A 24,334-nucleotide genomic window follows, 5' to 3' on the forward strand; every position below is an offset into this window, starting at 1 on the left:
CTTTTGGCGCCTACGGCGCTGTATCGGATGAGGGGCCCGCGACGGCCCCTCCCGCGAACGACGGCCGGAGCCTCTCCTGTGGGGGGTGGCGGCTCCGGCCGTCCCTTTCGACTCCCTCCGCTCATCCGGGGCAGCATGGTCCGAGACACCCGCGTGACCCGCCGTGGAACCGGCGCGGCCGGTTCCGGACGGGCCCGCCGCTCAGTCCGTACCGGACACCTTCGTCGCCAGCTTCTTGAAGTCCGCCCAGCTCAGCGCGGGTTTCCGCAGGTCCCACACCTTCTGCGACAGCGCCGCCAGCGGCAGCCGGATGCCCTGGGCGATCTGCTGCGGCGTCTGCGCCTGCGACCGGTCGCACCAGATCGCGAAGCGCGCGCCCGGGATCCGCTCCGGGGTGGTCATGCTCGCCGGGACGTCGACGGGCGCGGTGTGCCGCAGCACCGCGGGCGTCCACTCGCGGTAGATCCGCTCACCGGTCGGATAGGTGAACTGATTCGGCTCACCGAGGACGTAGTAGAGGTACGCGTCGTTGAGATTGACCACGGTGCGGCCCTCACGCAGGAAGCGGGCCGGGTCGTTGGCGCCGATCTCGGTGCCGGTCCAGTAGCCGACGGTGCGGTTCTTGTCGGCCTTGACCCGCGTGTTCGCGAAGAAGCCGTCGTTCCACGCCTCGACGCGGTCGCGCCCGGCCTTCTCGGCGGCGCGCTGCCGGTCGTTGAGCCAGCCGGTCGTCAGATCCTCGATCGTGCCCTTCGGCCCGTACTTCTTCCGCGCCGCCTGCGCCAGCCCCGGGTAGGACGCGGCCGGATCGGAGACCGTCAGCGCCTGGTACTCGTCGCCGCCCAGATGCCAGTACGCGGCCGAGCCCTCGGGTACGCCGAAGAGCTTCGCGTACTCGCCGATCAGCTCGTCGATGAGCTTCCCGGCGGCCGGTTTCGAGATGTCGATCGCGCCGCGCAGCACCCTCCCGCTCGCGTTCCTCAGCTGAAGCTCGGGGTAATGGTCGAGGACGGCGCCGAGGTGGCCGGGCGAGTCGATCTCGGGGATGACGCTGATGTGCCGGGAGTGCGCCAGCCGCAGGATGCGCCGGACCTCGTCCTTGGACAGATGGTCCTGGGAGACGATCTCCGGGTGGGTGTCGCTGGCGATACGGAAGCCCTGGTCGTCGGAGAAGTGCAGTTGAAGCTGGTTGAGCTTGAGATCGCCCAGCTCCCGTACGCGGTCCTCGATCCAGCTCGCGGTGAACGGTTTCCGGGCGTTGTCCAGCAGCATCCCGCGCTGCGCCCGGTCGGGCCGGTCCTCGACCGTGCCCTCGGGCAGCCCCCCGGCCGCGCGGACCGCCTGTTTGACGGTGCGGGTCGCGTAGAAGATCCCGGCGTCGGTGGGGGCGGTGAGGGTCAGCCGGGTGTCCCGGGCGGTCAGCGTGTACGCCTCGTCGGCGGTGTCACCGGTGGGCGCGTCGTCCGGCCGCGCCGGAGCCGCCTTGCCGTCCTTCCCGGCGAGCTTCACCTCGACGTCCCCGGGCCGTACGGGCTGATCGCCCAAGGCCACCGGCATACCGCCGAGATCCTGCCCGAGCAGCCGCGCCTCGTCGGCGACGGTGCTCTTCTCCCCGGCGGGCACCACGATCCGGGCGCCCTTGGAAGGCCGCCAGCCGCGCCCGTCGGCCGCCCGGAACTCCCGTACGGCCGGGACGGTACGCGGCGTCCCGGTGACCTTCTGCCAGGTGGGGGTGGGCGCCGGGGAGGGGCCGGTGGCGCCCGGCGCCCGGGAGTCGGCCGCGTCCGAGCAACCGGCCAGCGCGAGCGCGGTGACCAGCAGCGCGGCGGGCAGCGCGGCCCGGCCCACGGGCGGCCGGCCACCGCACGGGGCGGCCCGCAGGCCACCGGACCGGCCACCGCGCCGCCCCCGGGGCCGCTCCTCGCACCGCTCCCGGGGCCGCTCCCCGCGCCGGTCGCCCGGCGGGCCATTCTCCGGTGCCGCCTTCGGCCGTTCGGGGCGTCCGGGCCGGTTCGGGTACGACATCGCGCGCTCCTTACTGCTCGGTTCACTCCTCGGTGTGCAGCCGCGCCCCGCACCGGACGCACCGGTACGGACAGCGCGGTTCCCGCCGCGCGGACCCGCCGCGCCACGGGCGTTCGCCCTCCCGGAGCTCCCCGGGGCGGTGCCCGCCCCGTCCGGCGCCCGCCCACCGCCCGCGGGCGCTCACGGACGGACACCGCCCCGTCACAGGGATTCCCTGAAGAAAACCTCTCTCATCCGGGTGAAATTCGCGCATCCGTCGGACAGCGGCCGCCCGGCGTCGTTACGGTGGCGTTTCGGTTCATCACACCGCGCGCAGGGCCTCCGGATCTCCGGACGGCCCCGGCCGGCGCCTCCGTCGCCCCGGCCCGCCCCGGCCGCCGCGCCCGCGATCCGAAACCCCGCACCACAACCCCGTACCGCCTCCACCGCACCCCGCCATCCGCTCGTCCGACCCGTCCGAGGAGCCTCCGCTGTCCGGTGACACTCCGGCCGCCCGGCCGACGATGCTGCGCCCGCCGCGCGCGCCCTGGCGCGGTATACCCACGCAGAGCCACGGCGTCCGGCCGCCGCTCCCGGACTCCACGGTGCCCGCCACCTTCAACACCCTCCCGCCCGACGACGTCCGCACCGCCCTGCTGTCCTGCTGCGGCAGCGACCGCTGGGCCCAGCGGCTGGCCCGGCACCGCCCGTACCCGGACCTCGGCGCGCTGCTCGCCGCCTCCGACGAGGCGTGCTACGACCTCTCCGCCGCCGATCTGGACGAGGCGCTGGCCGCCGAATCGGCCTCCCCGCTGCCGGCCGGCGCGCCCGGTCCGGGCACCCTCGCCGCACACACCGCACTGCGCGCCGCCCACGCCGAGTACGAGCGCCGCTTCCGCCACGCCTTCGTCATCTGCCTCGACGGCTTCGGTGAGGACGAGGTTCTGGACCAGATGCTGGCCGGGATCCGTACCCGGCTGGGCAACGACCCGGACGAGGAGCGCGCGGTCGCCGCCGATGAGCTGCGCCGTACCGTTCGCGGGCGTCTGGCGCGTCTTATCACGGGTTGCCCATAACATCCCGTTTTGCTCTTGTGTGATAGCCCGTTGGTGGCTGTTTGATCACACCTAAAGGGCCCGGGGGCAATGAACCGACAAGGCGTCGCTACGATGGCCAGGGCCGGTGGACCGTACCCGGCCGGGCCCGACCGACAGAGAAGCCGGCAGGCCCCAATCCCCGCTCCCGGAGGGTTTTTCCGTGCCGGCTGGAACGCTGTACCGCGGCCGGGAAGGCATGTGGTCCTGGGTGGCTCATCGAGTCACTGGCGTCCTCATCTTCTTCTTCCTGTTCGTACACGTCCTCGACACCGCTCTCGTCCGCGTCTCGCCCGAGGCGTACGACGACGTCGTCGCGACGTACAAGACACCCATCGTCAACGTGCTGGAGTACGGCCTCGTCGCCGCGATCCTCTTCCACGCGCTCAACGGTCTCCGCGTCATCGCGGTGGACTTCTGGTCCAAGGGCCCGAAGTACCAGAAGCAGATGCTGTGGACCGTTGTGGGCGTCTGGGTCGTGCTCATGGCCGGTGCCTTCTACCCCGTGCTGCAGCACACCCTGCGCACGCTGTTCGGGAGCTGATGACGCGAGATGTCTGCTGAAACGACCTCCCCCGCGGGTGCCTCCGACGTCACCCTCTACGACGTGGACAACCCCGCGCCCGTCATCGAGCCGCCCCGCAAGCGCACCGGGAAGACCCCGAAGTCGACGCGGACCAACTTCGAGCTGTACGGCTGGCTCTTCATGCGGCTGTCCGGCATCGTGCTGGTCGTCCTGGTCCTCGGCCACCTGCTGATCCAGCTCGTGCTGGACGGCGGCGTCTCCAAGATCGGCTTCGCCTTCGTGGCCGGCCGCTGGGCCTCGCCGTTCTGGCAGGGCTGGGACCTGCTGATGCTGTGGCTGGCGATGCTGCACGGCGCCAACGGCCTGCGTACGGTCATCAACGACTACGCCCAGCGGGACAACACCCGTTTCTGGCTGAAGATGCTGCTGTACACCGCCACGGTGTTCACCGTCCTCCTGGGCACGCTGGTGATCTTCACCTTCGACCCGAACATCCGCTAACGCCGGGGCTGACGAGACCAATGAAGATCCACAAGTACGACACCGTCATCGTCGGCGCCGGTGGCGCGGGCATGCGCGCGGCCATCGAGTCGACGAAGCGCAGCCGCACCGCGGTCCTGACGAAGCTCTACCCGACCCGCTCCCACACCGGCGCGGCACAGGGCGGCATGGCCGCCGCCCTCGCCAACGTCGAGGAGGACAACTGGGAGTGGCACACCTTCGACACGATCAAGGGCGGCGACTACCTGGTCGACCAGGACGCCGCCGAGATCCTGGCGAAGGAGGCCATCGACGCCGTTCTCGACCTGGAGAAGATGGGCCTGCCGTTCGGCCGTACGCCCAAGGGCGAGATCGACCAGCGCCGGTTCGGCGGTCACTCCCGCAACCACGGTGAGGCCCCGGTCCGCCGTGCCTGCTACTCGGGCGACCGCACCGGCCACATGATCCTCCAGACGCTGTACCAGAACTGTGTCAAGGAGGGCGTGGAGTTCTTCAACGAGTTCTACGTCCTGGACCAGCTTGTCGTCGAAGAGGACGGCGTCAAGAAGTCCGCCGGCGTCGTCGCCTACGAGCTGGCCACCGGCGAGATCCACGTCTTCCAGGCGAAGTCGGTCATCTACGCCTCGGGCGGCACCGGCAAGTTCTTCAAGGTGACGTCGAACGCCCACACGCTGACCGGTGACGGCCAGGCCGCCTGCTACCGCCGGGGTCTGCCGCTGGAGGACATGGAGTTCTTCCAGTTCCACCCGACCGGCATCTGGCGCATGGGCATCCTGCTGACGGAGGGCGCCCGTGGTGAGGGCGGCATCCTCCGCAACAAGGACGGCGAGCGCTTCATGGAGAAGTACGCGCCGGTCATGAAGGACCTCGCGTCCCGTGACGTCGTGTCCCGCTCCATCTACACGGAGATCCGTGAGGGCCGCGGCTGCGGTCCCGAGGGCGACCACGTCTACCTCGACCTCACGCACCTCCCGCCGGAGCAGCTCGACGCCAAGCTCCCGGACATCACCGAGTTCGCGCGGACCTACCTCGGTATCGAGCCCTACACGGACCCGATCCCGATCCAGCCGACCGCGCACTACGCGATGGGCGGCATCCCGACCAACGTCGAGGGCGAGGTGCTGGCCGACAACACCACCGTCGTCCCGGGCCTGTACGCCGCCGGCGAGGTCGCCTGCGTCTCCGTGCACGGCGCCAACCGCCTGGGCACCAACTCGCTGCTGGACATCAACGTGTTCGGCCGCCGCGCGGGCATCGCCGCCGCCGAGTACTGCGCGGACCACGACTTCGTCGAGCTGCCCGAGAACCCGGCGCAGCAGGTCATCGACCAGGTCGAGCGGCTGCGGAACTCCACCGGCACCGAGCGCGTCACCGAGATCCGCAAGGAGCTCCAGGAGTGCATGGACGCCAACGTGATGGTGTTCCGCACCGAGCAGACGATCAAGACCGCGGTCGAGAAGATCGGCGAGCTGCGCGAGCGCTACCTGAACGTGTCCGTCCAGGACAAGGGCAAGCGGTTCAACACCGACCTGCTGGAGGCCATCGAGCTGGGCAACCTCCTCGACCTGGCCGAGGTCATGGCGGTCTCCGCCCTGGCCCGCAAGGAGTCCCGCGGCGGTCACTACCGCGAGGACTTCCCGAACCGCGACGACGTCAACTTCATGCGGCACACCATGGCGTACCGCGAGGTCGGCGCGGACGGCAAGGAGTCGATCCGTCTCGACTACAAGCCGGTCGTCCAGACCCGCTACCAGCCGATGGAGCGTAAGTACTGATGAGCACCCCGACTCTCGACAAGCACTCCGCGGCGCTGGACGCGGCCGAGGACACCGCGTCCCACACGATCAAGGTCACCTTCCGGATCCGCCGGTTCAACCCGGAGGTCTCGGAAGAGGCGAGCTGGCAGGACTTCCAGCTCGACATCGACCCGAAGGAGCGTGTCCTCGACGCCCTCCACAAGATCAAGTGGGACCAGGACGGCACCCTGACGTTCCGCCGCTCCTGCGCCCACGGCATCTGCGGCTCCGACGCCATGCGCATCAACGGCAAGAACCGTCTGGCGTGCAAGACGCTGATCAAGGACATCAACCCGCAGAAGCCGATCACGATCGAGGCCATCAAGGGCCTGACGGTCCTCAAGGACCTGGTCGTGGACATGGAGCCGTTCTTCCAGGCGTACCGCGACGTGATGCCCTTCCTGATCACCAAGGGCAACGAGCCGACCCGCGAGCGCCTGCAGTCCCCCGAGGACCGCGAGCGGTTCGACGACACCACCAAGTGCATCCTGTGCGCCGCGTGCACGTCGTCCTGCCCGGTGTTCTGGAACGACGGTCAGTACTTCGGCCCCGCCGCGATCGTCAACGCGCACCGCTTCATCTTCGACAGCCGCGACGAGGGTGGCGAGCAGCGTCTCGAAATCCTCAACGACAAGGACGGCGTCTGGCGCTGCCGTACGACCTTCAACTGCACGGACGCCTGCCCGCGCGGTATCGAGGTCACCAAGGCCATCCAGGAGGTCAAGCGAGCGCTGATCACCCGGCGCTTCTGACCCCCTTACGGGCCTGACGTCACCTGCTGACCGACGGCCCGGGGCAGCGAAGAGCCCCGCATCCGGTTTCCGGGTGCGGGGCTCTTCGCGTCGGCATCGGCATCCGGTTCTGTCGGGGGCGGGGCTCTTCGCGTCCGCGTCCGGATTTCCGGGTGCGGGGCTCTTCGCGTCCGCGTCCGCGTCCGGTTCGGGTGCGGGGCTCTTCCTGTCCGCGTCCGGCCTTCCGGCGGGGCTCTTCGCGTCGTGAGGCTCGGGCGGGGCGCGCCGGATCACCGCCTGCGGGCCGCCGACGCACCCGCCGTGACCTTCTCCAGGAACTCGTCCAGGTTCCGCGCCATCCGCGCGATCCGCTCCTCGACCGGCAGCGTCTCCTCGTACCGCGCGGCGAGCTGGGACCGCTTCTTGCCGCGGACGTAGAGCGAGCACGCGAGGTCGGCGCAGAAGTACGCCCCGACGGTGTTCCCCTCGCGCCCGGAGGCGCCCGCGCGGCGGGCGGCGAGCAGGCTGACACCGGAACCGGGATGCCCCGTGAGACACACCGAACAGACCGTCGTCTTCGTGAAACTCCGCCGCACCCCCTGCGGCACCCGCAGCGTGACCCCCGTCAGCCCGTCCGCCCGCGGCACCACCAGATAACTCCGGTCCGGCGCCCCTTGATCCCGCCACCCCAGGAAGTCGAGATCTCCCCACGGCAGCTCCCCCAGATCCCGGGGCAGATTGATCCGGCTCGCCTCCCCCTTCGAACAGTTCACAAAGGAGGCACGGATCTGTTTTTCACCTACGGGGTCCATGAGCCAGAACGTAGCAGCGGGCTCCGGAAGGTGTCGTCCGAATTTCTCTTCGGGTGGCCGGGCGACGCTCGGAGAGGGAGGCGTCATGAGCGGGGCTGCCTGGTCGTGTGCGACGGCCGCGGCCTCGTCGCTCGACCTACGCGCATCTCGCGGTCTCGCGGTCTCGCGGTCTCGCGGTCTCGCGGTCTCGCGGTCTCGTACAACGGTTGAGGCCGCCGCCCGGTGTCGGGTGGCGGCCTCAATCTTGGGTCACGGGCGGAGCTGTGCGTTCCGTCTTACATTCGTACGTTCATGTGCGGCCCGGGGGCTGCGCAGGGGCTCGGCTCCGGAGCTAGCTGACCGCGTTCGCCTTGCGCCGGGCCAGCGCCACGCCACCGATGATCACACCGAGCACGATCACCACGCCCAGCCCGATACCGCCGTACAGCAGCACCGCCTGCTTCCCGCCCATCGGCGGGTCGGGGTCCTTCCCCTTGTCCGCCCCCGCGACAACCGGAGTCTTCGACGCCTTCCCCTCCGGCATCGGCAGCGGACCGGCGGCGGGGCCGGCGGGGATGTCCCTCGTCAGCGCGACCAGCGGCTTGATGAATCCGTAGCCGTAATGCGCGTCAGGAAGCTTGAGCCCTTCCTTCTGCGCCGACGCCGGCAGCCCCGCGGTCTTCACCAGCCGATTCGCGATCTGCCCCGGCGTGAGATCCGGGAACTTCTCCTTGAGCAGCGCGACGGAGGCGGAGACGTAGGCGGTGGAGATGGAGGTACCGCTGGATTTGCCGTAGCTCTTACCGTCACCCGTGAGAACAGGTGCCTCCACGCCCGGGGCAAGGAGATCGACAGTGGAGTTGTAGTTGCTGCCGTCCCAGAACTTCCCGTACTCGTCCACGGCGCCCACACCGATCGCGCCCGGGCAACCCGCCGGAAGGTTCTTTTCCGACAGCCCGTCATTCCCCACACCTGCGACGACAACCGCACCCTTCTCCACCGCGTAGTGGACGGCAGGGCACAGGTCCGGAGTGTTTTTATCCGCCACAAATGCCAAGTTGATGACATCGGCACCGTGATCGGCCGCGTACCGGATGGCCTCCGAAGATTTCTTGTCCGCTGACAGCGGCAAGATCTTCGCATCGGGCGCCAGCCCCTTGAGGCCCTGCCTCCCTCCAGCACCATGCCCATGACCGGCGATGAGGGCAGACATGGTGGTGCCATGCGTACGCGGATCCTCGCCCGGCGTGGGCTGAAAATCACCTTCCGCGGTGGAATTCGGAAAGTCGTGCCCTGCCAGGAACTTACCGGCGACGTCCTGGTGGTCGACGAAGAAGCCCACGTCCACGACGGCGACTGTCACGCCCTTGCCCGTGGCTTGCTCGTGGATTTTCGCCGCGTCAAAGGCAGTGAGCGGCCATTGATCGTTGCCGGACTCGTCCGCGGCGGCCCACCCAGCGGTGCCGAGGAAAAGCGCTCCGGTCAGCGCAGCGCCAACGGTCGCGCGAAGGGTACGTGTGACCCTCATGCCTTGCTCCTCACTTGCTTCTTCCCGGGCGGCAGCCGACCGCCTGCGAAGGTGCCCCGTACCAGGCTGTACGGGGCACCCGTGAGCACCGGCGGGTCGCCGGAGCCGTCTTCGTGCTACTCGATCACGCGCGGCGCCACATTACGTCGCGAGGCCCAGGTCTCCTCGTCCTCGACAAGGTAGTCGGGGCGCTCCTTGCCCTCGCGCTTCTTCTCCTTCTTGCCCTTGCCGGCGGCGCCGGCCATACCCGGGCCGCCCTGAGCCCCGCCGCGGCTGCGGTGCAGTCCGGCACCGCCCTGCTTCAGGCCGCCGGCCGGGCCGCCCGGCTTCCCCTTCCCGGCGCCGGGAACGCCACTTCCCACCGCGCCCGGTCGCGCACCGCCACCGATACCGGCACCGGACCGCATACCTCCGGAACCCGGCATGCCGATGAGGCCCGGCGGGACCATTCCCCCCGTCCCGACACCGGCGTTGGTGCCACCGGAGCTTCCGCCGCTGCCCGGAAATCCACTGCCGACGACGGGAGAGTTCGAGATTCCACCGTGGACACTGTCGAGGTCGGTCCGAGGAACCGGCCCGAGCGACTTGATGTTTCCGAGTGCGTCACGCTGAATTCCGGGACCGACACCCCGGGGGTGAGTCGATACCGATGTCGGACGAGGGGAAGTCCCCCCGATGATCGGCATGCTGACCGGCGTCGGCGGCACATGCGGAACAGGCTTGGTAGGCCATTCGACCCCGTTGCCCGGAGGCTCTCCCGGCACGACCTGTTTGGTCTGCGCACGGTAATTCGCAGCCAGTTCCTCCATCACGATGACCGCTTCCACCTGGCGCTCCTTGCTCAACGAGAGCTTGTCCCGGTTGAGTTCGAGGGCCATCTTGGCGTCCATCTTGGGGTTCGCCATGTCCTTGTGGAACTGGGTGTCGTCGCCGGACGAGTTGAACGCGCTCTCGACCTTGCCCGGGTCCTCGATCTTGGACATGGCCTTCTTGGCCTCACGCAGGTTGTGGGCGACCCCGACCTCAGCTCCCATTCCCCGGGTACCGATGAGCATCGCCTCGACATTGCGCGCATGACCGTACGTGTTGTCGATCTTCACCAGGACTTTTTTGGCTGCGCTCTGGAAGGCTTCGGATGCCTGCCCCTGCCAATGCTGGGCCGCGTGCTCCACCGCATCGACAAATGCCTTGCGGATACCGCCCCGGCCATCCTCCCCGGCAAGCCGGTCGGCCGACGCCCGCCAATGGTCACCGGCACGCTCAATCGCCTCGGGTGAAGAGTTCTTCACCATCTCGCGTAGCGCGTTGATCCCATGATGATGGAAGTCCGAGTTGGATTTCAGTACGGGCCGGTACCCCTCGAACTGCTTCATCCGATCCGATCGATGCATGTCATCGATCGATTTCGCGTATGCCTTGTTCCCGTCAGTGTCCATCGAGCCGGGCATGATCTCTCCCCCTGGTCCTCGGCGATGCGTCCGTCCTTCGCGCAGTGAAGTCACTCACTCATCGACGACTTCGTCTCCTGCTCCTGGTCGTCGTACGCACCGTGACTGCGTTCGGCCTTGCCACCGAAGTCCCGCATGAGGTCCTGAAGTGCGGCGATGACCTGCGCCATGTAGTCGTGCATCTTGTCGTGAGCGCTGCTGATGTCCTCAGCCTCGTTGAAATTGACACCGAACGCGGACTTGGGGATGACCGTGCTGTATTTGATCTTCTCGTTCGGCTCATCCATGTCGGCCTGCAGGCGCTTGAGCCTGCGTACGACCCCGTCCAGCTCGTCCAGGTCGACTTGAAACTTGTCGCTCACCGCGATCACTCCCCCGTTGTCCTTCGTTCCGCGTCCGGCAAACCTTCACTCAGAGCGGCGTCAAAGAGTGTCAATACTAGGGAGTTAACGTCTGCTCGGGCAACGTCGAAAGTCCTGATGTGTCCGATTTAGTGCCAGATGGCGCGACGCTCTGTAGGGCTGTTGTTACCAAGTCGAGGCAACCTGTCCCGCGAAGAACGCATCCGGCGGAATGTGTACGAGGGGCCTCAGGCGCAGCCGTGGCGGCGGCCGGGAGCCGGTGCCGGGTGCGGGTCCGCGTACGGCGGCGCGGACCCGCGGGCGTGAGCGCGTGGGAAGGCACGGGCGGGCGCGGAGAGCAGCCAGGCCGTGCGGGGTGGGTGCCGTGTGTTCAGGGGTGTGGCTCCGGAAGGGTGGCTACGGCTGTTCGCCGGTCGGAGCCGTCGGGACGCCGGTCGCCGACCGTTCGCGGTGGTGGGCGCGGACCGCGCGGAACCCGATCACGCCGATTGCCGTCCCCAGAAGAAAGGAAGCCACCGCGAGCAGCAGGTGGACCCAGAAGTAGGCGGTCGGGTCACCCGCGTCGTCGAAGGCGAGGCCGCTGCCGTCCTTCCAGAGGTTCTTGACGAAAGTGATCCAGATGAACCAGCTCCAGACCCCGAAGGCGAGCAGGAACCAGGAGACGGGGCGCGAGAGCTTCATGGCTTCCAGTATGGGCAGGGCGGTCGGGAAGCGGGCGGCCGGGGCAAGAACGCGCGGGGTCCCCGGCGCGGGCACAGGGGCGGCGGGTACGTTCGCGGACGTGTCGACGATGTCCTCCTCCCCGGTTCCCCTGCCCGTTCCCCGTGGTGCCGTCCGTCGGGCTTCCGTGTCCGCGTCGCGGTCGGCGCGGATTCCCGGTCCGCGGCCGGCGCGGATCCCCCGTCCGCGGTCGCCGCGGGCGGTGTCCGCGCTCGCGCTGTCCGCTTTGCTGGTGCCGTCCGTGGTGGGCGGTGGCCAGAGTGCGTACGCCGCGGACGGTGACGGGGGGAAGCGGGCGAAGGAGCCGGCGCCGCCCGCCGTGATGTCGCGGGTCGGCGGGGAGCGGCTGGGGACGCCCGGCGTGCAGGTGCAGCTCAAGGACGGGGCGCCGGCGCTGCCGAAGGAGATTTCGGCGCGGTCGTGGATCGTGTCCGACGCGGAGTCGGGTGAGGTGCTGGCGGCGAAGAATCCGCATTGGCGGCTGCCGCCCGCCAGCACGTTGAAGATGCTGTTCGCCGATACGGTTCTGCCGAAGTTCCCCAAGAGCGAGAAGTACAAGGTCAAGCCCGCGGACCTGGCGGACATGGGGGCGGGCAGCAGCCTGGTCGGGATAAAGGAGAACCTGACGTACACCGTCCACGACCTGTGGCTCGGTGTCTTCCTGCGGTCCGGCAACGACGCGGTGCACACGCTCGCGGCGATGAACGGCGGTACCGAGGCGACGGTCGCCGAGATGCGGCAGCGGGCCAAGGACCTGAACGCCGTGGACACCCATGTCGTCACGCCGGACGGCTACGACGCGCCGGGGCAGGTCTCCAGCGCGTACGACCTGAGCCTGTTCGCCCGCGCCGGGCTGCAGAACGCCGACTTCCGCGAGTACTGCGCGACGGCGACCGCGCAGTTCCCCGGCGACACGGACAAGAACGGCAAGCGGATGACGTTCGGTATCCAGAACACCAACCGGCTGCTCACCGGTGCCCCCGGGCTCAAGCCGTACCCGGGGATCGCCGGGGTGAAGAACGGCTACACGACGCACGCCGGGAACACGCTCACCGTCGTCGCCCAGCACGGCAAGCGCAAGCTGCTGGTCACCGTCATGAACCCGGCGAAGAACGAGGCCAACGAGTCGTACAAGGAGAGCGCGGCGCTCTTCGACTGGGGGTTCGCGGCGGCGGGCAAGGTCGAGCCGGTCGGGCGGCTGGTCGGGCCGCGGAGCGAGGAGGGCGACGCGGCGGCCGCCGGGCACCACGGAGCCGGTGGCGACGACGCGAAGTCCGGCGATCGGTCCGGGAGGAGCGGTGACGCCGCCGCGCCGGAGGCGGACGATGCGTCGAGCGGGGTGTGGACGGCGGTCGGGGTCGCCGGCGGGGCGCTGGTCGCGGTGGGCGCGGTGGCCCTCGTGGTACGCCGTCGCCGTCCGCTGCCGGAGGCGGTGCGGCGGCGGAGGAAGAAGTAGGAGAAGGAAGCGGGAAGAAGCAAGGAAGGGGGAGCGGGGAGGAGCAAGGAAGAGGGGCGGGGAGGAGCAAGGGGCGGGACGGCGGCCCTGGCAGCGGGGGCGGGGCCGTGCTGCCGGGTTCCGCGGGGCCGGGCCCGTAGGGGAAATCCCGTAAGGGTCCGGAATCCCCCTTGCGGGCCAACTCCCCCTCGCCCCAGCGGAGTTAACGCTTCCGAACGGCGGGATCTCCGTCCTTCTCCGGCTCCCGCCGGTCAGCCCGCCTCCGGCGCATCCCGCCCGCCCCTCGGCTCAGCCGACTCACCCTCCTCGCCCGCCTCATCCGCCTCATCCGCCGGTTCCTGCGTAGCCGTCCACGCCGCGCAGAAGACCAGGAGCTTGGCGGTGAAGTTGATCCACAACAGGAGAGCGATGGGGGTGCCGAAGGCGCCGTACATGCTCTTGGAGGCGACGCCCTGGAGGTAGCCGCTGAGCAGCAGTTTCAGGGCTTCGAAGCCGACGGCGCCGATGAGTCCGGCGATGAGGACGGCGCGGCGCGGGGGCCGGACGCCGGGAAGCCGGGTCAGGACGTAGACCAGGAGCAGGAAGTCGGCCAGGACGGCGATGCAGAAGCCGGCGGCGGTCAGCAGGGCGCCGCCGATGCCGCCGCCGGCCAGTCCGACGCTGTGGGCGGCGCGTCCGACGGCGGCGGAGGCGAAGGCGGAGCAGGCGACGGAGAGCAGGGCGACGCCGCCGAGACCGATGAGGACGGCGCCGTCGCGGAGCTTGCCGAGGAAGAAGTTGGTGTCGTCGTCCGGCTTCTCCCAGACGGCGCGGAGGCAGTCGCGGAGCGCCTGGATCCAGCCGATGCCGGTGAAGAGCAGGGCGGCGCCCGCGATGAGGCCGACGGTCCCGGCGTTGTCGACGAGTGCGCCGAGGTCGAGCTGGCCGGAGATGCCGGGGATCTGGGCGGCCAGCCGGCCTTCGAGGGTGTGGAGTTGGCTCTTGCTGAGGACGGTGGCGCCGATCGCGGCGCCGACGGTGATCAGCGGGAAGAGCGCCACGAAGCTGGTGAAGGTGATCGCGGCGGCCAGCCGGGTCCAGTGTGCCCGCTGTATCCGCGTCCAGGCCCGCCACAGGTGCGTGGTCATCAGCCAGGTCACCGCCGGTCCGATCAGCGGCAGCCTGCTCAGCCAGTCCATGGCGTTCCCCTCGTCGCGCGTCGTACGCCCGGTGTCCCGTGTTCCGTGTTCCGTGTCCCGGGTGATCCGGAACCTTAGCGTCCGCGTACCCCGGAACCGGGTGTTGTACGGGTGCGGGGCCGGGCCGTCGCGCGGAGGCGGCCACCCGTTCGGGCGAGACGCGGTCGCGGTGGGCGGTTCGAGCCGCTAATAGGGATGTCACACCGTTTACCGTCGCCGCATGAACGACGCCTGTGGGAGCCCGCGGTCGCTGCTGGTGCTCGGCGGGACCTCCGAGATCGCGCTGGCCACCGCGGCGCGGCTGGCCGCCCGCCGCACCCGCACGATCTGGCTGGCCGGGCGCCCGTCCCCGGGCCTGGAGGAGGCGGCGGACCGGCTGCGGACGTACGGCGCGGAGGTGCGGACCGTCGCGTTCGACGCGCTGGAGACCGCCGGCCACCGGGAGACGCTGGAGGCGGTCTTCGCCGAGGGCGAGCTGGACATGGTGCTGCTGGCGTTCGGCGTCCTCGGGGACCAACCGCGCGACGAACGCGACGCCCGGCACGCGGTACGGCTCGCGCAGACCAACTACACCGGCGCCGTCTCCGCCGCGCTCATCTGCGGCCAGGAACTGCGGCACCAGGGCGGCGGCTCCCTCGTCGTCCTGTCGTCGGCGTCCGGCGAACGGGCCCGTCGCTCGGACTTCCTCTACGGATCGAGCAAGGCGGGCCTGGACACCTTCGCGCAGGGGCTGGGCGACGCCCTGCACGAGTCCGGGGTCCACGTCATGGTGGTGCGGCCCGGCCGGGTGCGGACGCGGATGACACCGGAGCTGTCGTCGGCGCCGCTGGTGACCACCCCGGAGGAGGTCGCCGAGGCCGTCGAAACGGGGCTGCGCCGCAGGTCGGAGGTGGTCTGGGTGCCGGGAAAGCTGCGGTATGTGATGGCGGCGCTGCGCCATGTGCCACGGCGGACGTTCCGGCGGCTGGCGCTGTAGCCGTCATGGGGGCCGGGGTGGGCCGGCTGCGAGGGCCGGTGTGCGCCTCATCCGTCGGGTACGGGCCGGGGCCGGGGGGCGCACCAAGGCCGGGCCCGTACGGGAGATCCCGTAGGGGTACGGCGGCCCCCTTGCGGGCCAATTTCCCCTCGGACCAGCGGATTTAACGCTTCCGGCCGAGGGACGCACCGTCCGTCACCGGGCTCCGGAAGCCCCGAACCTCGGAAGCCCTCGGGAGCCCCGAACCTCGGAAGCCACGGGCCCCGGAAGCCCCGGCCCCGGAAGCCTCAAGGCCCGTGCGTCACGCCGTCACGGGTTCGGCCCGGAGCCCGGCCGTCACACCAGCGCCACGTACGGGCCCGGGTCCCGGAGCCCGGCACCGCGCATCCCGCCCCTACGGCCGCCGGAACGGCCGTCCAGCGGGACGGGCCCGCTCAGCAGGACGGGGCCCGTTCAGCGGGACGGGGCCGGGGGCCGGGTCAGGTCGGCCTGGCGGGGGACGGCGGCGGAGTGGGGGCCGAAGGGGTATTCGCGTTCCAGGCGCCAGACGGCGTCGGGGCCCTGTTCGTAGAGGGCGAAGCCGCCGATGGTCCAGGTGGCGCGGAAGTCGCGGAGGTCGTGCTGGGCGCGGTCCATCGCGGCGTCGTCGAGGTGGTGGGCGACGGTGACGTGCGGGTGGTACGGGAACTGCAGCTCGCGGGCGCAGGGGCCGCCGGGGGCGCGGACGCGGGCCTGGAGGGCGGCGCAGCCCTCCTCGCCCTCGGCGACCTTCACGAAGACGACGGGCGACAGCGGGCGGAAGGTGTCGGTGCCTTCCAGACGCAGCGGGAAGGGGCGGAAGTCCGCGGCGACCTCGGCGAGGTGCTGTTCGACGGCGGGCAGCGCGGCGCGGTCCACCTCGGTCGGTGGCAGCAGGGTGATGTGGGTGGGGATGCCGTGTGCGGCGCTGTCGCCGAAGCCCTCGCGCTGCCTTTGGAGGTAGCTGCCGTAAGGCTCCGGGACCGCGATCGAAACGCCCAGCGTTACGGTCCCCACTGTGTTCTCCCTCCACTGTGTGCGCGGTGCCGGGCGGCCGCCCCTCCGGGGGCCGCACGAGCGGGTGCGCCGCTTCGTCCGAGGCGTCGCACCGTTACCAGTGTGACGCGTGTGGGCACCGCCCGGCGGCGGTGCGGGCCCCGGGCGGGTGGGGCCGGGGCGGCCGGCGGGGCCGCTTCCGGTGGCCCGTCCGGGGGCCGCCGGGCCGGTCGGCGACCGGCCCGGCGGGGTGCCGTCAGTGTGCGGCGGGGAGGAATCCCAGCCGGTCATAGGCGGTGGCCAGGGTGTCGGCGGCCACCGCGCGGGCCTTCTCGGCGCCCTTGGCGAGGATCGCGTCGAGGGCCGCGGGGTCGTCGAGGTAACCCTGCGTACGGTCCCGGAAGGGTGTGACGAAGTCGACCATGACGCCCGCGAGGTCGGTCTTGAGGGCGCCGTACATCTTGCCCTCGTACTCCTTCTCCAGTTCGGGGACGGCGGTGCCGGTGAGGGTGGAGAGGATGGTGAGGAGGTTGGAGACGCCGGGCTTGGCCTCGCGGTCGAAGCGGATGACGGTGTCGGTGTCCGTCACGGCGCTCTTGATCTTCTTCGCGGTGACCTTGGGCTCGTCGAGCAGATCGATGATGCCCTTCGGCGAGGACGCCGACTTGCTCATCTTGATCGACGGGTCCTGGAGATCGAAGATCTTCGCGGTCTCCTTGACGATGTACGGGTTGGGGACCGTGAAGGTGTCGCCGAAGCGGGTGTTGAAGCGGTCCGCGAGGTCGCGGGTCAGCTCCAGGTGCTGGCGCTGGTCCTCGCCGACCGGGACCTGGTCGGCCTGGTAGAGCAGGATGTCGGCGACCATCAGCACGGGGTAGGTGAACAGGCCCACGGTGGTGCGGTCCTGGCCCTGCTTGGCGGACTTGTCCTTGAACTGCGTCATACGGGACGCCTCACCGAAGCCGGTGACGCAGTTCATCACCCAGCCGAGCTGGGCGTGCTCGGGCACATGGCTCTGCACGAAGAGGGTGCACTTCTCCGGGTCGAGCCCGGCGGCGAGCAACTGGGCCACCGCGACGCGGGTGTTCTGCCGGAGCGTGGCGGGGTCCTGCGGGACGGTGATCGCGTGCAGGTCGACGACCATGTAGAAGGCGTCGTGGGACTCCTGGAGCGCCACCCACTGGCGGACGGCACCGAGGTAGTTGCCGAGGTGGAACGAGCCTGCGGTGGGCTGGATGCCGGAGAGCACCCGCGGGAGATCGTGAGCCATGCCGTTGATTGTCTCAGGTCCGGCGAACTCCCCCACGCGAGGTCGCCCGCGGGCGGCGGCACCCGGGGCGCGCGGCCCGGGACGGCGGGCGCGGGGACGCGCCCCCGGGGACCGCGGGGCGCGCACGGGAGCACAGCGGGGCGGGCGGGGAGGGGACGGGGCCGTGGCGGGGCGGGCCCGGACCCGGCGGCCCGTTGCCCGTCTCCGCCGCCCGGCTCCCCCACCGCTCCGGCCCCGGTCACCGCCCTCAGAGGATCACGTGCGGCAGGAACCGTGCGTACTCGTCCGTGATCAGGCCGGAGGATTCGCGGATGCCCAGGCCCGCCGCCTCGTTCTCGACGACCCAGGCGCCGAGGACGACGCGGTTGCCGTCGAAGTCCGGCAGGGGCGCCAACTGCTGGTAGCAGCACGGGTCCTCGGGGCCGCGCGGGGCCGCCGGGGTGCCCGGCGGGTGGAGGGTGACGCCCTCGCCCTCGCGGCCCAGCAGCGGTTTGGCGGCGTAACCGGCCGTGCCGGCCAGTTCGCGGGGCCCGTCGAGGTAGGCGGGCAGGAGGTTCGGGTGGCCCGGGTACAGCTCCCAGAGGATGGCCAGCAGCGCCTTGTTGGAGAGCAGCATCTTCCAGACCGGCTCGATCCACAGGGTGGTGCCGGTGCCGCCGCCGTTGTCGAGGGTGTCCAGGACGTGCGGTCCGAAGGCGTCGGTGGCCAGCCACTCCCAGGGATAGAGCTTGAAGCAGGCACGGATGAAGCGGAGCCGCTGGTCGACGAAGCGGCCGGTCAGACCGTCCCAGCCGATCTCCTCGACGGGGATCGCGACCGTCTCCAGGCCCGCCTGGCGGGCGGTCTCCTCCAGGTAGGCGACGGTCATCAGGTCCTCGCCCAGTTCGTCGCCCGTGGAGTGCGCGAAGTGCAGCGGGGCGCCGGGCGGCAGCAGCGGGGCCTGCCGTTTCCAGGCGTCGACGAGGCGCTCGTGGAGGGAGTTCCACTGGTCGGCGCCGGGGAAGCGCTCCTCCATCCAGAACCACTGCGGGCTCGCCGCCTCCACCAGCGACGTCGGCGTATCGGCGTTGTACTCCAGCATCTTCGCCGGGCCGCTGCCGTCGTAGTGCAGGTCGAACCGGCCGTAGAGGGAGGGCAGTTCGGCGCGGCGGTGCCAGGACTCACCGATCAGCTCGGCCAGCCGCGGATCGCGGATGCCGAGGTCGGCGAGGCGGCCGTGGGTGACGAGGTGGTCGGCGGCGGCCAGGCACATGGTGTGCAGTTCCTCGACCGTCTCCTCCAGCGCCTCGACCTCGGGGAGCGTGAAGGAGTAGTACGCGCTCTCGTCCCAGTACGGGCGGAGTTCACCGTCCGGGTAGCGGGTGAGCGGGTAGATCAGGCCCTGCTCCTCCACGGTCTGCTGCCAGCCGGGGCGCGGGGTGAGGGTGTGGCGTTCCACGGTCCGGTCACCCGCCGCTGGAGCCGGAGTGGCCGAAGCCGCCGCGGCTGACCGAGCCGCCCTTGCTGAACGAGCCGCCGTCGGCGTACGAGCCGGACTTGCCGGGGCCGTAGTACCACTGGCCGAGGACGGACTTCTTGCCGGTGCGGCCGTTGCCGGTGCGGCCGGTACCCGTGTGGGACGAGGTGTCGCCGCCGGGGCGGCAGTACTTGGCGTCGACGACGCGGTAGCCGCGGGTGGCGTCGTAGCTGTTGCGGTCCACACAGCGCTTGTCGGGCTCCGAGCTGCAGGCGGTGAGCGTCGCGGCGAGGACGCCCATGCCGCCGAGGATCACCGTGCCCGAGCGCAGCCGGCGGTGTGCTTTTTCGGCCATCTTCCGTCTCCCCCGTGGAGCAGTAGCAGGAACATGCCAACCCTAAACGGTGTCCGCGGACGGGTCAGGGGGCAGGGCCCGCAACAGGGCCTCCAGGGCTCCGGTGAAGGCGTGCTCCGGGGGCCTGCCGTACGGGACGACGAGGCCGTCGCGGGCGGGCATCGCACGGGCCGCCGGATCGCGGAAGGCGTGCAGACCGTTCAGTTCCAGACCCTGCCAGCGGGCCGCCTCGATGATCGACCGTTCGGTGCCGGGCGGGAGTTCGAGGACGGCGTGGAGTCCGGCGGCGATACCGGAGACCTCGATGTGCGGGGCGCGCTCCGCGAGCGCGGCCACCAACCGGTCGCGGCGGCGCCGGTAGCGCAGCCGGCTGCCGCGCACATGGCGGTCGTACGCGCCGCCGGCCATGAACTCGGCGAGGGTGAGCTGGTCGAGGGTGCCGGACTGCCACTCACCGCCGCTCTTGACCGCGAGAACGGGGTCGACGAGGCGGTCCGGGAGCACCAGCCAGGCCAGCCGCAGCGCCGGGGCGAGGCTCTTGCTGGCGGTGCCGAGGTAGATCACGCGGTCCGGGTCGAGGCCCTGGAGCGCGCCGACCGGCTGCCGGTCGTAGCGGAACTCACCGTCGTAGTCGTCCTCCAGGATCCAGCCGTCGTGCGCCACGGCCCAGTCGAGGGCGGCGGCGCGGCGGTCGGGATGGAGCGGGACGCCGGTGGGGAACTGGTGCGCCGGGGTGAGCAGCGCCGCCGACACGCCCTCGTACGACGGGAGTTCGGCGGTGCGGGCGCCGAGCGCGTCGACGGGGAGGGGGACGGTGCGCAGTCCGGCGCGGGCGAGGACATCGCGGTGGAATCCGAGGCCGTACCCCTCGGTGGCGACGGCGGGGGCGGTGCGGGACGGGCCGCGGACGGCGGTCAGCGCGCGGGCGACGAGGGCGAGGCCCTGCATGAACCCGGCGCAGATCACGATGCGGCCCGGGTCGGCGCGGACGCCGCGGACGCGGGCGAGGTAGTCGGCGAGGGCCGTCCGCAGTTCGGGGCGGCCCTGCGGGGCGCCGTAGCCGAGCGCGTCGTACGGGGCGGCGTGCAGCGCGCGGCGGGCGGCGGTGAGCCAGGCGGCGCGGGGGAAGGCGGAGACGTCCGGGGTGCCGGGGGTGAGGTCGAAGCGGGGCGCGGGGCGGCCGGGCGGGGTACGGCGGGCCGGTGCCGGGCGCGGCGGGGTGCGGTCGGCGACGCGGGTGCCGGAGCCCTGGCGGGCGCTGAGCCAGCCCTCGGCGACGAGGTCCGCGTACGCCTCGGCGACGGTGTTGCGGGCGATGCCGAGGTCGGCGGCGAGGGTGCGGGAGGACGGCAGACGGGTGCCGGGGGCGAGCCGTCCGGTGCGGGCCGCCTCGCGCAGCGCCCGTGTCAGCGACAGGCGCAGCCCGCCCGGTCCGGCGAGGTCCAGATGGAGGTCGCGGCCGAAGGCGTCCCAGGAAGTGGCCCAGGAATTGTCCATGGAAGTGGACCATACGCGGGTGCCACCACGGTCGTAGATTCGGTGGCATGACGACGAACGACACCACCACGAACGCGACCGAGCACGCTCCCCGTCTGCGGATGGCCGAGCTGGCGCCCGAGGTCTACAAGTCCATGATCGCGCTGGACGCGGCGGCCCGTAAGGGCATCGACCCGACCCTGGCCGAGCTGGTCAAGATCCGCGCCTCGCAGCTCAACCACTGCGCGTTCTGCCTGGACATGCACACCAAGGACGCCCGGAAGAACGGCGAGAGCGAGGAGCGGATCTACCTGCTGAGCGCCTGGGAGGAGGCGGCCGGCTACTACACCGAGCAGGAGCGGGCGGCGCTGGCACTGACCGAGGCGGTGACCGTCCTGACCGACGGTTTCGTCCCGGACGCGGTGTACGCGCGGGCCGCGGCGCACTTCGACGACACCGAGATGGCGCAGCTCATCGCGCTGATCACCACCATCAACGCGTGGAACCGCTTCGCGGTGACCACCCGGATGGCCCCGGGCCGGGTGTGATTCCGGTGGCCGCCGGGTTGACGCCCGCGCGCCCGGGCGGGGCGCCGTGCTGACCGGCGCCGCCGCGCTGCGCGCCCTCCACCACGGGCCCGTGCTGCCGCTGGTGCTGCCGGGCCCGTGGGACGCGGCGAGCGCGAAGGCGTTCGCCGACGCCGGGTTCCCGGCGCTCGCCACGCCCTCCGCCGGGGTGGCCGCCGCCCTCGGGTACGCGGACGGCGAGGTGCCGCCGGACGAGATGTTCGCCGCGATCGGCCGGATCGCCCGCGCCGTGGACATCCCCGTCACGGCGGACGTGGAGGACGGCTACGGACTCGGTGCCCGGGAGCTGACCGAGCGGCTGGCCGAGGCGGGCGCGGCCGGCTGCAACCTGGAGGACGGCGACCGCGCCACCGGCAAACTCGTCGACGCCCAGCGTCAGGCCGAGCGGCTGGCGGAGGTCCGCGCCGCGGCGGGCGACGCGCTGGTGCTCAACGCCCGCGTCGACACGTACGTCCGCCGGGCGGGCGGTGCGGCGGAGACGGTGCGGCGCGGCCGGCTCTACGCCGCGGCCGGGGCGGACTGCGTCTACCCGATCCTGGCGCCCCCCGCGGAGCTGGCGGCCCTCGCCGACGGCATCGGCCTGCCGCTCAACGCCCTCGCCGTACCCGACGGCCCCTCGCCGGACGAGCTGGGCGCACTCGGCGCCACCCGGGTCACGTTCGGCCCCTGGCAGCAGCGCCGGGCGATGGCGGCGGTGACCGCCGAGGCGCGGAACCTGCGCGGCGCATGAGAAAGGGCGGGGCGGTGGCCTCGGTGCCAACGCCCCGCCCTTTCGGTGCCTCAGCCGCTACGGCGCAGATGCAGGGCGCCGTCGAAACCGCGGAAGCCTTTTCGAGCACAGGAACTCCCCTTAACTCTCGGTGGCGAAGTCACTACCCAAGCGGCTCAGGCGCCCTACAGTCGGACTGCCCTCAACTTGCGTAGATGAGACGGGGAGTTGGATATCCAGATGGTCAATCGCAAGGACCTGGACCCCGAAAGGTCGCCCGCCGCGCGCTTCGGACAACTGTTACGCGCACTACGGGACGAGCACGGTTGGACACAGGACGAGCTGGCGGAGCGCATGGGCTGTTCCGCCACACACATTTCCGCTGTCGAAACCGGCCGTCGCCCGCCAACTCCCCGCTTCTCGGTGAGCGCGGACAGGGCACTCGGCACGGGAGACCGGCTCCAACGCCAGGCGCGTGCGGTGCGGTACACCGCGCTCATCGAAGGGTTCCCCGAGTACGTCACGCATGAGGCGAGAGCCGCGGAAATCAGGCTGTACGAGGTGGGGGTGATCCCCGGGCTGCTCCAGACACCGGAGTACGCGACGGCGCTGGAGGCAGATGCGGTACGGCGGGAAGCGATCACTCCTGAGCAGGCCGACGAGCGGGTCGGTCTGGTGGCGCAGCGGCAGGGCGCCCTCATGCGGTCGCCGTCGCCACTGATCCTCGCAGTGCTCGACGAAGGATGCATCCGGCGACCTATGGGCGCCCCTGCCGTCATGGCGGCCCAGTTCGCGCGCCTGCTCGAGTTCGCCGAGCTGCCGAACACCCTCTTACAGGTCGCACCGTTCTCCATGGGAGCGCGCAGACCGTTCAGCCTGCCCGTCACCCTGCTCACGATGCCGGACCGCTCGCTGATGTCCTACGCGGAGTCCACTCACCGAGGCCATCTTGAACGCGAAAGCGCGTTCGTGCTGCCCATACTGACGGCCTACCATCAGCTGCAGGCCGAAGCGCTCTCCCAGGCGGAATCCGTGGCCATGATCGAGCAGTTGAGAAAGGGCTCCCCGTGACGACCGAATCCCCTCGCTGGTTCAAGTCCTCCTACAGCGGCAACGGTGGCCAGTGCGTCGAGGTCGCCGCCAACCTCGCCGCCTCTCGCGCCATCATTCCCGTCCGCGACTCCAAGGACCCGCACGGCCCGGCGCTCGCCTTCCCCACCGCCGCGTTCTCCTCCTTCGTGGCAGGCGTCAAGAACGGACAGTTCGGCGCCGTCTGATCCGCAGGAAACGCAGCCGGGGCGCGGCCCGAACCCTCAAGGGATACAGGCCGCGCCCCCGTTGCGTTCAACGGCTGCCGACGGTCACTTCTGCGCCACCCACCGCTTCCACACGTCCGGATGGTTCTTCACCCAGCGTTCGGCCGCCTCGTCGGCGGTCAGGCCCTGGGAGGCGATCATCTCGGAGACCTCGTTCTGGTTGTCCTTCGTCCAGTGGAAGGACTTCAGGAAGGACGCGGCGGTGCTGCCGCTCTTCGCGAAGTCGGTGTTGAAGAACTTCTTGAGCGGGGTCGTCGCGTAGGCGCAGTCGACGGTCGTCGGGTCCTTCGCGCCCTTCTCCGCGCACGCGTCGGTGTACTTCGGCAGTTTCACCTCGACCATCGGCACCTGGTTGAAGAGCCACTGCGGCTCGTACCAGTACGTCAGGAAGGGCTTCTTCTCCTTGGCGAACTGCTGGATCTGGGTGATCTGGGCGGCCTCGGAGCCGGCGAAGACCACCTGGTAGTCCAGCTTGAGGTTGTTGACCAGCGCCTTGTCGTTGGTGACGTAGGACGGGGAGCCGTCCATCAACTGGCCCTTGTCGCCGCTCTCGGGGGTACGGAGCTGCTCGGCGAACTTGTTGAGGTTCTTCCAGTCGGTGACCTCGGGGTGCTCGTCGGCCCAGTACTTGGGGACGAACCAGCCGATGTGGCCGGTGACGCCGTTACCGCCGCCGTCGGTGATCGTCTTCTTGTCCTGGACGTAGCGCTTCTCCTGGTCCGGGTGGCCCCAGTCCTCCAGGATCGCGTCGACGCGGCCCTGGCTGAGCGCGTCCCAGGCGGGGATCTCGTCCACCTGGACGGTGTCGACGTGGTAGCCCAGCTCGTGTTCGAGGAGGTACTTGGCGACCGCGACGTTGGACTGCGCGCCGACCCAGGTCTGCACGGAGAGCGTCACGGATCTGGTGCCCTTGGCGGCGGCGAACGGCGACGCCTGCTTGGTCATGTCGGCCTTGCCGCAGCCGGACAGCGCCAGCAGCGCCGCCCCGGCCAGCAGCGAGGCTCCGGCGGTGGTACCGATCCGTCGGGTACGGGACATGG

The 24,334-nt window shown here is 70.7% G+C and carries 24 protein-coding genes; 11 read left to right on the forward strand and 13 right to left on the reverse strand.

Annotation, left to right across the window (positions count from 1 at the left end; genetic code table 11):
* Nucleotides 1–201: 201 nt before the first annotated feature.
* The gene (locus ACGH2B_RS09165) at nucleotides 202–2,025 is read right to left on the reverse strand and encodes a glycoside hydrolase family 20 protein (protein WP_399086844.1); all 1,824 of its coding nucleotides are present in this window, start codon (nucleotides 2,023–2,025) and stop codon (nucleotides 202–204) included.
* Between the two features lie 584 nt (nucleotides 2,026–2,609).
* Between ACGH2B_RS09165 and ACGH2B_RS09170 the strand changes: the two genes are divergently transcribed.
* The 5 genes from ACGH2B_RS09170 to ACGH2B_RS09190 all read left to right on the forward strand — a co-directional run bounded on the left by ACGH2B_RS09170 (nucleotide 2,610) and on the right by ACGH2B_RS09190 (nucleotide 6,673).
* The gene (locus tag ACGH2B_RS09170) at nucleotides 2,610–3,080 is read left to right on the forward strand and encodes a 2-oxo-4-hydroxy-4-carboxy-5-ureidoimidazoline decarboxylase (RefSeq protein WP_399086847.1); all 471 of its coding nucleotides are present in this window, start codon (nucleotides 2,610–2,612) and stop codon (nucleotides 3,078–3,080) included.
* Nucleotides 3,081–3,261: 181 nt separating this feature from the next.
* Nucleotides 3,262–3,642: a succinate dehydrogenase, cytochrome b556 subunit gene (gene sdhC / locus ACGH2B_RS09175; RefSeq protein ID WP_037678497.1), complete on the forward strand. Its 381-nt coding sequence runs from the start codon at nucleotides 3,262–3,264 to the stop codon at nucleotides 3,640–3,642.
* 9 nt (nucleotides 3,643–3,651) lie between these two features.
* Entirely contained in the window at nucleotides 3,652–4,125 is a 474-nt protein-coding gene (locus ACGH2B_RS09180) for a succinate dehydrogenase hydrophobic membrane anchor subunit (RefSeq protein WP_345079781.1), read from the forward strand.
* A 20-nt stretch (nucleotides 4,126–4,145) separates the two neighbouring features.
* Nucleotides 4,146–5,900, forward strand: a complete 1,755-nt coding sequence (sdhA, locus tag ACGH2B_RS09185) for a succinate dehydrogenase flavoprotein subunit (RefSeq protein WP_399086851.1) — start codon at nucleotides 4,146–4,148, stop codon at nucleotides 5,898–5,900.
* Nucleotides 5,900–6,673 carry a succinate dehydrogenase iron-sulfur subunit gene (locus tag ACGH2B_RS09190; RefSeq protein WP_399086854.1) on the forward strand — a complete coding sequence of 258 codons (774 nt, stop codon included), beginning with the start codon at nucleotides 5,900–5,902 and terminating at the stop codon, nucleotides 6,671–6,673. Before sdhA ends, ACGH2B_RS09190 begins: the two co-directional genes overlap by 1 nt.
* A 269-nt stretch (nucleotides 6,674–6,942) precedes the next feature.
* On the opposite strand, the gene ACGH2B_RS09195 is transcribed toward ACGH2B_RS09190, so the two are convergent.
* From ACGH2B_RS09195 to ACGH2B_RS09215, 5 genes are all read right to left on the reverse strand, one after another.
* On the reverse strand, nucleotides 6,943–7,464 hold the full coding sequence (locus ACGH2B_RS09195) for an FBP domain-containing protein (RefSeq protein ID WP_399086857.1): 522 nt from the start codon (nucleotides 7,462–7,464) through the stop codon (nucleotides 6,943–6,945).
* Between the two features lie 331 nt (nucleotides 7,465–7,795).
* Nucleotides 7,796–8,971, reverse strand: coding sequence for a S8 family serine peptidase (locus ACGH2B_RS09200; protein WP_399086860.1), 1,176 nt, complete (start codon nucleotides 8,969–8,971; stop codon nucleotides 7,796–7,798).
* 116 nt (nucleotides 8,972–9,087) lie between these two features.
* Nucleotides 9,088–10,419, reverse strand: a complete 1,332-nt coding sequence (locus ACGH2B_RS09205) for a hypothetical protein (protein WP_399086863.1) — start codon at nucleotides 10,417–10,419, stop codon at nucleotides 9,088–9,090.
* 50 nt (nucleotides 10,420–10,469) lie between these two features.
* Nucleotides 10,470–10,706, reverse strand: a complete 237-nt coding sequence (locus tag ACGH2B_RS09210; RefSeq protein WP_399086865.1) for a hypothetical protein — start codon at nucleotides 10,704–10,706, stop codon at nucleotides 10,470–10,472.
* 471 nt (nucleotides 10,707–11,177) lie between these two features.
* Complete coding sequence (locus tag ACGH2B_RS09215) at nucleotides 11,178–11,462, reverse strand: SCO4848 family membrane protein (RefSeq protein ID WP_399086868.1); 285 nt, start codon at nucleotides 11,460–11,462, stop codon at nucleotides 11,178–11,180.
* A gap of 271 nt (nucleotides 11,463–11,733) precedes the next feature.
* Here ACGH2B_RS09215 and ACGH2B_RS09220 point away from each other — a divergent pair, with 271 nt between their 5' ends.
* Nucleotides 11,734–12,957, forward strand: a complete 1,224-nt coding sequence (locus ACGH2B_RS09220) for a D-alanyl-D-alanine carboxypeptidase family protein (protein WP_399086871.1) — start codon at nucleotides 11,734–11,736, stop codon at nucleotides 12,955–12,957.
* A gap of 251 nt (nucleotides 12,958–13,208) precedes the next feature.
* Here the strand turns inward: ACGH2B_RS09220 and ACGH2B_RS09225 are convergent, their stop codons facing one another.
* Nucleotides 13,209–14,135, reverse strand: coding sequence for a YihY/virulence factor BrkB family protein (locus tag ACGH2B_RS09225; protein WP_399086874.1), 927 nt, complete (start codon nucleotides 14,133–14,135; stop codon nucleotides 13,209–13,211).
* A 220-nt stretch (nucleotides 14,136–14,355) separates the two neighbouring features.
* Here ACGH2B_RS09225 and ACGH2B_RS09230 point away from each other — a divergent pair, with 220 nt between their 5' ends.
* Nucleotides 14,356–15,111 carry a decaprenylphospho-beta-D-erythro-pentofuranosid-2-ulose 2-reductase gene (locus tag ACGH2B_RS09230; RefSeq protein WP_399086877.1) on the forward strand — a complete coding sequence of 252 codons (756 nt, stop codon included), beginning with the start codon at nucleotides 14,356–14,358 and terminating at the stop codon, nucleotides 15,109–15,111.
* Nucleotides 15,112–15,564: 453 nt separating this feature from the next.
* On the opposite strand, the gene ACGH2B_RS09235 is transcribed toward ACGH2B_RS09230, so the two are convergent.
* The 5 genes from ACGH2B_RS09235 to ACGH2B_RS09255 form a co-directional block, all read right to left on the reverse strand.
* A complete protein-coding gene (locus ACGH2B_RS09235; RefSeq protein WP_399086880.1) occupies nucleotides 15,565–16,146 on the reverse strand; it encodes a 2'-5' RNA ligase family protein in 582 nt (193 codons plus the stop codon).
* Nucleotides 16,147–16,381: 235 nt separating this feature from the next.
* A complete protein-coding gene (gene trpS / locus ACGH2B_RS09240) occupies nucleotides 16,382–17,395 on the reverse strand; it encodes a tryptophan--tRNA ligase (RefSeq protein ID WP_399086883.1) in 1,014 nt (337 codons plus the stop codon).
* A gap of 247 nt (nucleotides 17,396–17,642) precedes the next feature.
* Nucleotides 17,643–18,833, reverse strand: a complete 1,191-nt coding sequence (locus ACGH2B_RS09245; RefSeq protein WP_399086886.1) for a glutathionylspermidine synthase family protein — start codon at nucleotides 18,831–18,833, stop codon at nucleotides 17,643–17,645.
* Nucleotides 18,834–18,840: 7 nt separating this feature from the next.
* Complete coding sequence (locus ACGH2B_RS09250) at nucleotides 18,841–19,206, reverse strand: hypothetical protein (protein WP_399086889.1); 366 nt, start codon at nucleotides 19,204–19,206, stop codon at nucleotides 18,841–18,843.
* 42 nt (nucleotides 19,207–19,248) lie between these two features.
* Nucleotides 19,249–20,703 carry a PLP-dependent aminotransferase family protein gene (locus ACGH2B_RS09255; protein ID WP_399086892.1) on the reverse strand — a complete coding sequence of 485 codons (1,455 nt, stop codon included), beginning with the start codon at nucleotides 20,701–20,703 and terminating at the stop codon, nucleotides 19,249–19,251.
* Nucleotides 20,704–20,750: 47 nt separating this feature from the next.
* Here ACGH2B_RS09255 and ACGH2B_RS09260 point away from each other — a divergent pair, with 47 nt between their 5' ends.
* The 4 genes from ACGH2B_RS09260 to ACGH2B_RS09275 all read left to right on the forward strand — a co-directional run bounded on the left by ACGH2B_RS09260 (nucleotide 20,751) and on the right by ACGH2B_RS09275 (nucleotide 23,255).
* A complete protein-coding gene (locus ACGH2B_RS09260) occupies nucleotides 20,751–21,230 on the forward strand; it encodes a carboxymuconolactone decarboxylase family protein (protein ID WP_399086894.1) in 480 nt (159 codons plus the stop codon).
* A gap of 46 nt (nucleotides 21,231–21,276) precedes the next feature.
* Nucleotides 21,277–21,999 (forward strand): isocitrate lyase/phosphoenolpyruvate mutase family protein, encoded by a 723-nt coding sequence (locus tag ACGH2B_RS09265; RefSeq protein ID WP_399086896.1) that lies wholly within the window; start codon nucleotides 21,277–21,279, stop codon nucleotides 21,997–21,999.
* A gap of 219 nt (nucleotides 22,000–22,218) precedes the next feature.
* A complete protein-coding gene (locus ACGH2B_RS09270) occupies nucleotides 22,219–23,049 on the forward strand; it encodes a helix-turn-helix domain-containing protein (RefSeq protein WP_399096858.1) in 831 nt (276 codons plus the stop codon).
* Nucleotides 23,046–23,255 carry a DUF397 domain-containing protein gene (locus ACGH2B_RS09275; RefSeq protein WP_399086898.1) on the forward strand — a complete coding sequence of 70 codons (210 nt, stop codon included), beginning with the start codon at nucleotides 23,046–23,048 and terminating at the stop codon, nucleotides 23,253–23,255. Before ACGH2B_RS09270 ends, ACGH2B_RS09275 begins: the two co-directional genes overlap by 4 nt.
* A gap of 84 nt (nucleotides 23,256–23,339) precedes the next feature.
* Here the strand turns inward: ACGH2B_RS09275 and ACGH2B_RS09280 are convergent, their stop codons facing one another.
* Nucleotides 23,340–24,332, reverse strand: coding sequence for an ABC transporter substrate-binding protein (locus ACGH2B_RS09280; RefSeq protein ID WP_399086900.1), 993 nt, complete (start codon nucleotides 24,330–24,332; stop codon nucleotides 23,340–23,342).
* Nucleotides 24,333–24,334 lie beyond the last annotated feature (2 nt).

The sequence above is a fragment of the Streptomyces sp. BBFR2 genome (assembly GCF_044497305.1).
Classification (GTDB): domain Bacteria; phylum Actinomycetota; class Actinomycetes; order Streptomycetales; family Streptomycetaceae; genus Streptomyces.

Excerpts from the sequence above, each read along its gene's own strand:
- ACGH2B_RS09165 (WP_399086844.1), bottom strand. The coding sequence starts at position 2,025 with ATGTCGTACCCGAACCGGCCCGGACGCCCCGAACGGCCGAAGGCGGCA.
- ACGH2B_RS09180 (WP_345079781.1), top strand. The coding sequence starts at position 3,652 with ATGTCTGCTGAAACGACCTCCCCCGCGGGTGCCTCCGACGTCACCCTC.
- sdhA (WP_399086851.1), top strand. The coding sequence starts at position 4,146 with ATGAAGATCCACAAGTACGACACCGTCATCGTCGGCGCCGGTGGCGCG.
- ACGH2B_RS09190 (WP_399086854.1), top strand. The coding sequence starts at position 5,900 with ATGAGCACCCCGACTCTCGACAAGCACTCCGCGGCGCTGGACGCGGCC.
- ACGH2B_RS09195 (WP_399086857.1), bottom strand. The coding sequence starts at position 7,464 with ATGGACCCCGTAGGTGAAAAACAGATCCGTGCCTCCTTTGTGAACTGT.
- ACGH2B_RS09200 (WP_399086860.1), bottom strand. The coding sequence starts at position 8,971 with ATGAGGGTCACACGTACCCTTCGCGCGACCGTTGGCGCTGCGCTGACC.
- ACGH2B_RS09205 (WP_399086863.1), bottom strand. The coding sequence starts at position 10,419 with ATGCCCGGCTCGATGGACACTGACGGGAACAAGGCATACGCGAAATCG.
- ACGH2B_RS09210 (WP_399086865.1), bottom strand. The coding sequence starts at position 10,706 with ATGGATGAGCCGAACGAGAAGATCAAATACAGCACGGTCATCCCCAAG.
- ACGH2B_RS09215 (WP_399086868.1), bottom strand. The coding sequence starts at position 11,462 with ATGAAGCTCTCGCGCCCCGTCTCCTGGTTCCTGCTCGCCTTCGGGGTC.
- ACGH2B_RS09225 (WP_399086874.1), bottom strand. The coding sequence starts at position 14,135 with ATGGACTGGCTGAGCAGGCTGCCGCTGATCGGACCGGCGGTGACCTGG.
- ACGH2B_RS09230 (WP_399086877.1), top strand. The coding sequence starts at position 14,356 with ATGAACGACGCCTGTGGGAGCCCGCGGTCGCTGCTGGTGCTCGGCGGG.
- trpS (WP_399086883.1), bottom strand. The coding sequence starts at position 17,395 with ATGGCTCACGATCTCCCGCGGGTGCTCTCCGGCATCCAGCCCACCGCA.
- ACGH2B_RS09250 (WP_399086889.1), bottom strand. The coding sequence starts at position 19,206 with ATGGCCGAAAAAGCACACCGCCGGCTGCGCTCGGGCACGGTGATCCTC.
- ACGH2B_RS09255 (WP_399086892.1), bottom strand. The coding sequence starts at position 20,703 with ATGGACAATTCCTGGGCCACTTCCTGGGACGCCTTCGGCCGCGACCTC.
- ACGH2B_RS09260 (WP_399086894.1), top strand. The coding sequence starts at position 20,751 with ATGACGACGAACGACACCACCACGAACGCGACCGAGCACGCTCCCCGT.
- ACGH2B_RS09270 (WP_399096858.1), top strand. The coding sequence starts at position 22,219 with ATGGTCAATCGCAAGGACCTGGACCCCGAAAGGTCGCCCGCCGCGCGC.
- ACGH2B_RS09280 (WP_399086900.1), bottom strand. The coding sequence starts at position 24,332 with ATGTCCCGTACCCGACGGATCGGTACCACCGCCGGAGCCTCGCTGCTG.